Here is a 9520-nt window from a genome sequence, read left to right as displayed (position 1 = left end):
ATAGGTTCGAGGTGGAAGCATGGTGACATGTGGAGCTGACGAATACTAATAGATCGAGGACTTAACCATATAATATGTAGCAAATGTTATCTAGTTTTGAGAGAACATAAAAAACTTGTTGACTTTTTTAATCAATCAAGTATAATAATGTTTGTCTCAAGTGAATATAGTCTGGTAATGATGGCAGAGAGGTCACACCCGTTCCCATACCGAACACGGAAGTTAAGCTCTCTAGCGCCGATGGTAGTTGGGGCATTGCCCCTGTGAGAGTAGGACGTTGCCAGGCTAGTGTTATTCCGCAGTAGCTCAGCGGTAGAGCTATCGGCTGTTAACCGATCGGTCGTAGGTTCGATTCCTACCTGCGGAGCCATGATTGGAGAGCTGTCCGAGTTGGCCGAAGGAGCACGATTGGAAATCGTGTATACGTCACAAGCGTATCAAGGGTTCGAATCCCTTGCTCTCCGCCATGATATTTTTGGCCCGTTGGTCAAGTGGTTAAGACACCGCCCTTTCACGGCGGTAACACGGGTTCGAATCCCGTACGGGTCACCACTTTGGAGGATTAGCTCAGCTGGGAGAGCACCTGCCTTACAAGCAGGGGGTCGGCGGTTCGATCCCGTCATCCTCCACCATATATAATATATAAGTAGTATCGTCGCGGGGTGGAGCAGTCTGGTAGCTCGTCGGGCTCATAACCCGAAGGTCGCAGGTTCAAATCCTGTCCCCGCAACCAAATGGTCCCGTGGTGTAGTGGTTAACATGCCTGCCTGTCACGCAGGAGATCGCCGGTTCGACCCCGGTCGGGACCGCCATTTATTTCTGGCTCGGTAGCTCAGTCGGTAGAGCAGAGGACTGAAAATCCTCGTGTCGGCGGTTCGATTCCGTCCCGAGCCACCATTTTCAACTAAATACGCCGGCTTAGCTCAATTGGTAGAGCAACTGACTTGTAATCAGTAGGTTGGGGGTTCAAGTCCTCTAGCCGGCACCATGTAAGTTTCGGAGGGGTAGCGAAGTGGCTAAACGCGGCGGACTGTAAATCCGCTCCTTCGGGTTCGGCAGTTCGAATCTGCCCCCCTCCACCATTTACATAGGGGCATAGTTTAAAGGTAGAACTGAGGTCTCCAAAACCTCCAGTGTGGGTTCGATTCCTACTGCCCCTGCCAAAAACACAATATGGCGATTGTGGCGAAGTGGTTAACGCACCGGATTGTGGCTCCGGCATTCGTGGGTTCGATTCCCATCAGTCGCCCCATTTTTTAAAAATATTTACAAATTAATTCAACTATGATAAGATATGTAATGTCTTATTTAAATATTAATGGTAATAAAATAAGTATTGTAAACATATAATGTATTAGTAATTCGATGGGCTATAGCCAAGCGGTAAGGCAACGGACTTTGACTCCGTCATGCGCTGGTTCGAATCCAGCTAGCCCAGCCATTTTTGCGGAAGTAGTTCAGTGGTAGAATACAACCTTGCCAAGGTTGGGGTCGCGGGTTCGAATCCCGTCTTCCGCTCCAAATTTAATATGGCGGCATAGCCAAGTGGTAAGGCAGAGGTCTGCAAAACCTTTACCACCGGTTCGAATCCGGTTGCCGCCTTTCTTATTATGCCGATGTGGCGGAATTGGCAGACGCGCACGACTCAAAATCGTGTTCCTTCGGGAGTGTCGGTTCGACCCCGACCATCGGTATCAAAAAGACGAGTAATCGTCTTTTTTATTTGTCTTCGGATTGATTATATCGTATATACTAAGCGTTTCTTACTTCGGTAAGGAGCGCTTTTTTTGCGTTTATGGGCGTTGGATTATTAGACGACTAAATTACCTCTAATCGTGCGAGCAAATCGTTTACGTTAAGCGTGGAGGTGTTCGTTGTGGTAAGACGCAAGAACGTGTTAAATGATCGTGAATTATCAGTTGTTCACAAAAGTAAGAAGTCGTATGTAGAAACGTTTGAGGATGCGTTAAGTATTTTCACGAAGGATTGTGAATTGCGTAATTTACGACCTCATACGATTGGATTTTACCGTAAGGAATTATTCGCCTTTCTAAATCATTTACGTGAGCAAGGTATCGACAGTATGAATATAAAACCGTATAACGTTACGGAGGAACACATTAAAGAAAACGTTATTCTATACATGCGTAATGATAAAGGCCTTAAAGTAGTATCGATTAATACGCGTCTAAGAGCCTTACGAGCGTTTTTTAACTTCCTTCATAAGCATAAGCACATACCGATAAATCCAATGAAAAACATCTCGTTACTTAAAGACCGCAGGCGAGTCGTTAATACTTTTACGAAGGAGCAGTTAAATAAACTATTTAAGCAGCCGGACTTAAAGACGTTTACAGGCGTACGTGACTATACAATCATGATGCTACTATTAGAGACCGGTATTCGTATAAATGAGTTAACAGGTTTAACGTTAGCTGATGTTCGTTGGGAAGATAGCTTAATCATAATACGTAACGCTAAAAGCTATAAAGAACGGCAAGTACCGATTCAATCACGAATGAAAGAGCAGTTAAAGAGATATATTGCTATTCGTGGCTATGTTGAAACGGATGCGTTGTTTATATCTATCGATCAAACACCGTTTGCTAAGCGAGGTATACAAGAGAGAATCGCTAAATACGGGGATATGGCGAGGATAAAAGACGTAAGATGTAGTCCTCATACTTTTCGACATACATTTGCTAAATTAAGCGTTCAGCAAGGCGCTAATATATTCGAATTACAGACCATACTTGGACATACAAGCATGGAAATCGTAAAAGTATACGTTAATTTGTTCGGAAAGGATGTACGAGAGAGTCATAGGAAGTTTTCGCCTTTAAAAGTGTTAAAAGAGCTTTAAAAACAAAGAAAAAAGTCCCCAGCGCCAACTGGAGACTCAAAACAATTCACATTAAAACTAAATAACGGACAAGCCGTATATTCATTACCTTCATTTTATCGAAAAAATTCGAGGAATGCAAGGCTTCTTAAGTGCTGCCTTTTTTAAGCGATAAGAAACGTGGGTTACGGTAATTTCCGAACGTGGAATTGCCTGTAAACCACGCTAAAAACTGTTTCCCGCTTTACTTAAGCGGCTTGGCTTGCTATCGGTCGTGCGGAAAGTACCGAGTATGCTTTCACAAGGATAGCGCCCCGTAACGTATTCCTATTCGTACGTTACGGGAAGGTGAGAACTTACCTTGGCTTATGCGCCTAAAAGGTTCGGGTGGTAGCCATTAGCATTACGGTGCTAGGGAACACGTTCAACTTGTCGCACAGGGGTGGCTTTGTGTAGTGGACAAGTCTTAGGCGAAGGACGTGCGCGATGAAAGTCGCCAAGTGAATAGGGTCTATACATACGGAACACTGACGAAGCAAGGCATGGCATTAACCGTGCAACTTAACCGTAGGCGCTTGTCCCTCTTACGCGCCCTACTACTTTTTTAGTAAGGCGCCGTAGGGGACAAGTCCGCCTGCCAGCCGTTTTCCTAACTTCGCTTCGGCATGATAAAAACCGTAAGCCCGAAAAACCTTAAGGTCAAGGGCAAAAACGAAAAAATATACGAAGGATACGCCACTGGCTACGAGAGGTGGAGGACGGAAGTGACTACCGCTAACTAAGCGGAGTGAACAAGGCAGATAGGGGAGGCGGTTAATTAAACGGTGGGGGACGTAGCCCATAGCGGGAGGCGTTAGCAAGGGCTTGCCCCGTAGCGTATTAATAACGAAGAGTAAAGGCGAAGGTAATTTCGATTCTAAGCGTAAATAACAAGACAATACGTTGATAAATCTGAGGAGGAAAGTTGTTCAGGAGTTAGGGGGAGGAGGACGAGAGTTAACGTAGAATAACGAGAGTACTATCGGTAAATAAGAGGAGGAAACGGTCATAATGTTTACGTTATAAAGTCGGTTGTCACTCCGGGAGTCAGTGCGCTTGTCCTACCGGAATTGTCACCGCGTAACGAAGTCGAAAACGTGGAAGAATCAATAAAAAAGAACGCCGATAAACAGCGCTCTCAAGTAAGGATTCCGTTCACATCGTTAAAGTATTTTGATGCATATCGATTATATCAAATTACTGGTGTATATTACCAGAGATATAATGTGACCTTGTTTGGACAAGCGTTATGATCTTGCGAATTTTGCAAACGCTAATGACATGTCGGCATGTCAATCGATAGGGGAAACATGCACCGGTGCATCGCGTACCTAACCCCTTGTTATTCGTTACATTTTGTTACCATCGAAACGGAGAGCGTACTCCAGTACGGTGTGACCTTATTCGGACAGATACAAAGGCATGATATACAAACGTGGTGACGTCACCACAAACGACTCGACGTCGTTACAAGCGAGTGCACGTACACACATACTTAACATAACTTAACAAATAAGCGTACTCTCACCGTTATACACTACGTTACATATTACCCGTTTTACCAGCCGAACGCTCGTGACGCACGCCTACCCTCTGAACCTCACCCTTCACATATGTATATCGTATGCATTATCTCGTTATGCAAGCGATGTATAAACCGCATAACATCAACGTTTACTATCAATGCATAAACGATATAAATAGTATGCAGTAATCGGAAGGAGTACAAACGTTGATATGACGGCGTTTATTCGTTATTGTAACCTCGATTATTACTTCGTATAACAATAATTATGTAAACTAACTATGAATAAAATACTGCATAAAAAGCGGGCGATTCCGATTCGAAATTTTAAGCCGGGGGCCTAAGAAAAATAAAAAAGTTTTGCCTTCTGTATGGAGAGTCCAGACAAAAAAATTTTAACACGGGGCTTGAAATCGCCAGTATATTCGTTAAGTTTTCCACGTTCTATTCCTTTCCTATGTATTTGTATTACGTAAGATATGCGTATTCAATTTCGCTGATAATTCTCTAAGAAAAACAGCTTTAAAGCTTAAGATATCGATGCTAAGGTTGACGTAAATGGCTCACCGCAATACCGCGTACACAATTCGAAAGGGAATACGTATTACATTACGGCTAGTGATTCGTATGTGAACGTGAAGTAATATGTGCGTTAACCCACGAAAAAGAAACCGGCTCTGTAAACTTTAACGGAGTCGGTTTTATTTATTACATAGCGTCTGTAATTTACGTTAAACAGGGTTGGTAGGAAGAGCAGGAAGTATAGGGTCAGGCGGGTGAAGTACACCAAGAAACCCACGATTTCTAACCTGAGCTCTTGTTACGTGAAAATAATCGCCTACATTTGCCACAACTCGATAGCGTATGGGGTCTGGTGGTAATATGGGGTCTCCTGGTAACACTGGGTCGGTTGGAAGTAGTGTATCTACCCACGTAAACGTGGAGTTAAATGTATAAAGGTCCTCTTCCCCAGCGATTCGATAGTTTCCGGATACAAGTGTATCTGTTAGCAATGTATTATCACGGAATAACTGATACGTAATGTCATTGACACTAAAAAAAGCATCGTCTCCTGGAAATGCAAGAATTTCTGTACCGATTGTTGCATCTAGTTGGACTCTTGGTCTTTCTGCTACTACTCGGGCAGGAACTAAAAACTCCATAATCGTGATATTGCTTGTATTTTCTGGAAGAGGTATAGGAGGCGGGTTTGGCGGCAATGGCGTAAAAAACAATTGAGGAGTTGTAACGATAGTCGGTGATGGCGCTGAACCAGGAAAAGGAACGGAAGCCGAACCAGGAACAGGACAAGAAATCGCGGAATGATTACACTTTCCTCCGTTATTTAAGTTCACGAATAATCACACTCCTTTACGTATAAATTACGCATAATACAATAGATGGAAAGTGATCTTGTCTCGCTTGTGTGTTTACCTATCGTACATGCTAGTTATGTCAGCCTTGTAGGGGATTTGTACCACGCCGCATATCTCTTATCGTGTGACCAAATTAATACCTATTGGAAGCTATGTTGTCAAAATAATACCTAAAATGTGCCACGTGACACGATTTCCACAAAAAAAGAACGCCTTATCTGACGTCCTCCTCATCTTCTACAATTAGTAGTAATTCATTCATATCGGTAATATTTAATTTATCTGCGATCTTCTCTAACGCTTCTTTTGGATATCGCTTCATTTTTCCGCTTGCTAGTTCACTTATAGTACGGGTAGACAATCCGTTTTTATCATCGATTAAATCTTTCTGATCCATTCCTCGAGACTTTAATATGTCACGCAACTTAACTTCGATTCTTTTTGCCACTATGTATCACCCCTTGTCTATATTATATATCCTAAGAAGAATTACGTAAAATGTAATTTTAGGGTTGACAGTTACGGTAAACGTAATTTATGATATAGACATCAGTTACGGTAAACGTAATTAAGAGAGGGGAAATAAGAAAATGAATCTACAAAATATTAAAGAGGTAAATGTAAATATCACGGTGGAAAATGGAGATGGCTCGAAAGTAACGTTTGCTGAGAAGGCTTTTAAAATCACGGATAAACACGTACTAACGGTATATGAAGATGGAATTTTGATTGAGGAATTCACTTACGGTAATAATGACGAAATTATTATCGGCGAGACAGCGTTAGATTTACAAGGCGATTTAGATGAAACGTTAGTGGATATTACTCAAATCGGAAACATAACCGCGTTGGATTTCTTACTAGCACTTGCATCGATTAAAAAGGAAGCTCACTAAGGAAACGTACTATGTTCGCAAAACTAAACGATTACTTCGGCTTAGAAACGTTATCTGATCGTATTTGGTATTGGGGAGTCTTTGGAGTAGGCGGTATGTTGTACGCCGTCGACATGTTCATCGCTTACGTAATTTAATTAATAGGGGGGAACGGAAATGGGACGAGAAATAACGGTAAATTTTGAATACAGAGATATAGACGGTTTAAAGCAAACGAAATACACAGCGTATTTATTGACGGAGTCAATCTACTACGAAATTAACGGCAATGTTGTTACTTTCCGTCAAATACCAACTCGTGAATTAGGAAAATCGGAGATAAATGTGTACGATTCTGATCGGTACAAAGCACTTGAGATTTACTGCGAAAATATAAAAGGCGACATTGAAGGAATGCTGGCGGTTGAGTTTATCGAAATGTTATTAGAGGGACAGGCGGGTTTCTAGCGGCAACTAGGACCCCCAATAAGTTAATTTTCATAGCACATTTTGGATGATGTACAGAGGGTTATTTATATAGAACGGATACGAAGCACGTGGAATAGGCAACACGGGCTTTTTTGCTTTATTAAAAAAAGAAAGAATTTATACATATATCTTGTGTCCTGTTTTGAAACGTTTTACAATATATAGTGCCTAACGTATCTTCGAAAACCATATATGTACACATTACTAGTCGAAAAGTCGATGCCTAGGGCGATTCGACACGCCCGATTAAATTAATCGGAGGTAAATGTGTATGTACGAAATTGTTACCGCAGAAGAAAAAGGCATTGTTGTACGAAATGAGGAAAGAGATACTAGATTTTTAGAGAAAAAAGAGGCGAATCAGTTATTTTTAACGTTTTTCGGAGATCAAATTATAAACGTTTTACAAGCTTATTTTGACGATGATTTCCAATATCGAGCCAGTGAATTGCAGGAGAATGTAAAAAATTTACGTCGTTTTCACCGTAAGGAGTGGTTACATCTAATTGAATTAGCATCCTCGAATATTCCCGATTCGGTATTACAGGAAACATACGGAGCGACAGAAATACGTCATATTGCTTCGAATATTAAACCAAACAAGATTAAAGAATGTATCATTTGTGGGAAGGTATTTTACGATGCTATGCCTGGAGGTAAGAAAACATATTGCTCAAGAATGTCCATCGTTAAGAAAGGTAGAGTAACGAGTTGTGAAAGAGAAGTAAACAATAGACGAGCAAGAGCATGTTACAACCGTGAGCGTTTCGGGGTTTCTACCCACGATTATCACAAAATAATAAGTATATATAAACACGAAAAGTTATTTGAACCAACCCTAGAATCACTAGAGACACTTATTCACAATAAATCGGAAATTAGCAACGATCCACAAGATATTGTTTGTGGCACAAGAAAAACGCATGTAATATATCGTAAACGTAGTAAGGGGAATTGTCCGCTTCAATATATGAATGGAGAAGAAGGAAAATACAAACGTCGACCACTATCAGAAGTGGCGAGGGAGATTCGAAATGAGGAAATGGTAGATTCCGGTGGTGATTCTGTGTTTACAGTCAATATAATCGAAGGACAGAGAAAAGATAACTCGGGTTTTACGTTTGAAGGACAGATACTACCGATTAAAGCAGAAAAAGATTTACCGCCAAAAAGAAATTTATAAAAAAAATAAAAAGTTTTGCGTAATCCCCTCTGTATTCGTTAGAAAACGGACTAATAGTGAAGGGGCAGTGGGCTTGAGTATCCAGCGCTAATACTTAAGCGATATTTCAACGACGGTTATTCGTTTAACTGTCGTTTTTTTTATTACGCTAACTTATCGCTAAATAATAAGACCTGGCAATCGCCTTTTCCGCTTCGCTCCAAAGTCGTTGCATCTATCATTATTATCGCTGATATATACATTATCGATAAATTAATTATGAGGATGGCGACGAGTGAAGCGTAGCGAAACGAAGTCGCGAGGTTTTAATTATTAAGTATTGTTTTTCTCTTTATCTTCTAATTTAATACGAATGTTTAATTTCCGAGACTGTCGTTTTGATAGTCTCTTTTTTCTGGCTATTAAGCGACATTTTTAGTTGGATAACGATATTACAAGACGAAAAGGGAGGAGTCGTGATGGATAATAAAATGCTCAGGGATTTACGTACGTATTTTGGTTTGACGCAACATGAGTTCGCTAACAAATTGAATCTACATCGAAGTACTATTGCTAACATTGAAATCGGTTTAGTTCCGTTGAGTGATGGCGTTAAGATGCGTGCGTTTCGTGCTTTTAATATAGATGCAGCAATGTTAGAAAAACTTAAGCAATATAGAGAACTTTCGATATAGGAGTGATAGAAATGGCGAGAAAGAAAAACCGCTCTTTGAGGTCTAAACGTGAATTATTCCGACAGAAAAAAGTACATGGCGGTACTAGCTGGGCTGACCAATTGTTACAGAAACTTTCCGCGGGTAGCGAAGAGGCTCGAGCGAAAAATGCAGATTAGAGTAAATACGAGAGGTCTTGACTCTTTAATTAGGCGACTAGACCCTGGCAAGTATGAAAGGGCGATTGCGCCAGTAGTCGAAAAACATGCTCGGTTACAAGCGAATACCGCAGCAAACCGTGCGCCTGTCGATTCGGGATTACTTTCGAACAGTATTCAATCAAGTCCGAAACAGTTATCGAAACTTAATTGGAGCTATGGGACAAACGTACCATACGCGCAAAGGCAAGAGTTTGAACATAGGACGAAGAAAGGTTTCATTCGTAAAACTGTATTCGAGGGACGACAAGCGTTCGTCGGTGATATAAAAAACGCAGTTCGCAATGCATCGAGGGGGTAATCGATATTAAAACTGAAGT

Annotated in this window: 10 protein-coding genes, 15 tRNA genes, 1 rRNA gene and 1 pseudogene; 25 read left to right on the top strand and 2 right to left on the bottom strand. The window is 41.3% G+C overall.

Annotated elements, in window-relative coordinates; all coding sequences use genetic code 11:
* Positions 1 to 170 precede the first annotated feature (170 nt).
* The 18 genes and pseudogenes from rrf to J4P91_RS28825 all read left to right on the top strand — a co-directional run.
* Positions 171 to 286: ribosomal RNA gene (gene rrf, locus J4P91_RS10120) — 5S ribosomal RNA — on the top strand.
* A 9-nt stretch (positions 287 to 295) separates the two neighbouring features.
* Positions 296 to 370 (top strand) — tRNA-Asn (locus J4P91_RS10115).
* A gap of 5 nt (positions 371 to 375) precedes the next feature.
* Positions 376 to 467: transfer RNA gene (locus J4P91_RS10110), tRNA-Ser, on the top strand.
* 10 nt (positions 468 to 477) lie between these two features.
* A tRNA-Glu gene (locus J4P91_RS10105) sits at positions 478 to 552 on the top strand.
* Between the two features lie 4 nt (positions 553 to 556).
* Positions 557 to 632, top strand: a tRNA-Val gene (locus J4P91_RS10100).
* A 24-nt stretch (positions 633 to 656) separates the two neighbouring features.
* Positions 657 to 733, top strand: a tRNA-Met gene (locus J4P91_RS10095).
* Between the two features lie 3 nt (positions 734 to 736).
* Positions 737 to 812, top strand: a tRNA-Asp gene (locus tag J4P91_RS10090).
* A 9-nt stretch (positions 813 to 821) separates the two neighbouring features.
* Positions 822 to 897: transfer RNA gene (locus J4P91_RS10085), tRNA-Phe, on the top strand.
* A gap of 15 nt (positions 898 to 912) precedes the next feature.
* Positions 913 to 988, top strand: a tRNA-Thr gene (locus tag J4P91_RS10080).
* A gap of 10 nt (positions 989 to 998) precedes the next feature.
* Positions 999 to 1082, top strand: a tRNA-Tyr gene (locus J4P91_RS10075).
* A gap of 7 nt (positions 1083 to 1089) precedes the next feature.
* A tRNA-Trp gene (locus J4P91_RS10070) sits at positions 1090 to 1163 on the top strand.
* 13 nt (positions 1164 to 1176) lie between these two features.
* Positions 1177 to 1252: transfer RNA gene (locus J4P91_RS10065), tRNA-His, on the top strand.
* 114 nt (positions 1253 to 1366) lie between these two features.
* A tRNA-Gln gene (locus tag J4P91_RS10060) sits at positions 1367 to 1441 on the top strand.
* Positions 1442 to 1446: 5 nt separating this feature from the next.
* Positions 1447 to 1521 (top strand) — tRNA-Gly (locus tag J4P91_RS10055).
* 10 nt (positions 1522 to 1531) lie between these two features.
* Positions 1532 to 1602 (top strand) — tRNA-Cys (locus J4P91_RS10050).
* 10 nt (positions 1603 to 1612) lie between these two features.
* Positions 1613 to 1694 (top strand) — tRNA-Leu (locus J4P91_RS10045).
* A 182-nt stretch (positions 1695 to 1876) separates the two neighbouring features.
* Positions 1877 to 2863 carry a tyrosine-type recombinase/integrase gene (locus J4P91_RS10040; protein WP_207993984.1) on the top strand — a complete coding sequence of 329 codons (987 nt, stop codon included), beginning with the start codon at positions 1877 to 1879 and terminating at the stop codon, positions 2861 to 2863.
* Positions 2864 to 4942: 2079 nt separating this feature from the next.
* Positions 4943 to 5050, top strand: a pseudogene (locus J4P91_RS28825) (N-acetylmuramoyl-L-alanine amidase); the annotation flags it as partial.
* An 87-nt stretch (positions 5051 to 5137) separates the two neighbouring features.
* Here the strand turns inward: J4P91_RS28825 and J4P91_RS10035 are convergent.
* Both J4P91_RS10035 and J4P91_RS10030 read right to left on the bottom strand, forming a co-directional pair.
* Positions 5138 to 5761 carry a hypothetical protein gene (locus tag J4P91_RS10035; RefSeq protein ID WP_207993983.1) on the bottom strand — a complete coding sequence of 208 codons (624 nt, stop codon included), beginning with the start codon at positions 5759 to 5761 and terminating at the stop codon, positions 5138 to 5140.
* A gap of 235 nt (positions 5762 to 5996) precedes the next feature.
* Positions 5997 to 6230, bottom strand: a complete 234-nt coding sequence (locus tag J4P91_RS10030; protein ID WP_207993982.1) for a helix-turn-helix domain-containing protein — start codon at positions 6228 to 6230, stop codon at positions 5997 to 5999.
* Between the two features lie 142 nt (positions 6231 to 6372).
* On the opposite strand from J4P91_RS10030, the gene J4P91_RS10025 reads away from it, so the two are divergent.
* From J4P91_RS10025 to J4P91_RS09995, 7 genes are all read left to right on the top strand, one after another.
* Positions 6373 to 6678, top strand: coding sequence for a hypothetical protein (locus tag J4P91_RS10025; protein WP_207993981.1), 306 nt, complete (start codon positions 6373 to 6375; stop codon positions 6676 to 6678).
* Between the two features lie 11 nt (positions 6679 to 6689).
* On the top strand, positions 6690 to 6815 hold the full coding sequence (locus J4P91_RS10020) for a DUF3961 domain-containing protein (RefSeq protein ID WP_207993980.1): 126 nt from the start codon (positions 6690 to 6692) through the stop codon (positions 6813 to 6815).
* A gap of 19 nt (positions 6816 to 6834) precedes the next feature.
* A complete protein-coding gene (locus J4P91_RS10015) occupies positions 6835 to 7125 on the top strand; it encodes a hypothetical protein (protein ID WP_207993979.1) in 291 nt (96 codons plus the stop codon).
* 292 nt (positions 7126 to 7417) lie between these two features.
* Positions 7418 to 8329, top strand: a complete 912-nt coding sequence (locus tag J4P91_RS10010; RefSeq protein WP_207993977.1) for a hypothetical protein — start codon at positions 7418 to 7420, stop codon at positions 8327 to 8329.
* 458 nt (positions 8330 to 8787) lie between these two features.
* Positions 8788 to 9003: a helix-turn-helix domain-containing protein gene (locus J4P91_RS10005; RefSeq protein WP_207993975.1), complete on the top strand. Its 216-nt coding sequence runs from the start codon at positions 8788 to 8790 to the stop codon at positions 9001 to 9003.
* A gap of 11 nt (positions 9004 to 9014) precedes the next feature.
* The gene (locus J4P91_RS10000; RefSeq protein ID WP_207993973.1) at positions 9015 to 9161 is read left to right on the top strand and encodes a hypothetical protein; all 147 of its coding nucleotides are present in this window, start codon (positions 9015 to 9017) and stop codon (positions 9159 to 9161) included.
* A complete protein-coding gene (locus J4P91_RS09995) occupies positions 9151 to 9501 on the top strand; it encodes an HK97 gp10 family phage protein (protein WP_207993971.1) in 351 nt (116 codons plus the stop codon). Before J4P91_RS10000 ends, J4P91_RS09995 begins: the two co-directional genes overlap by 11 nt.
* Positions 9502 to 9520: the final 19 nt, after the last annotated feature.

The sequence above is a fragment of the Bacillus sp. XF8 genome, assembly GCF_017498755.1.
In the GTDB taxonomy this organism is placed as follows: domain Bacteria; phylum Bacillota; class Bacilli; order Bacillales; family Bacillaceae_G; genus Bacillus_A; species Bacillus_A bingmayongensis.
This window is presented reverse-complemented; position numbering and strand designations above follow the sequence as displayed.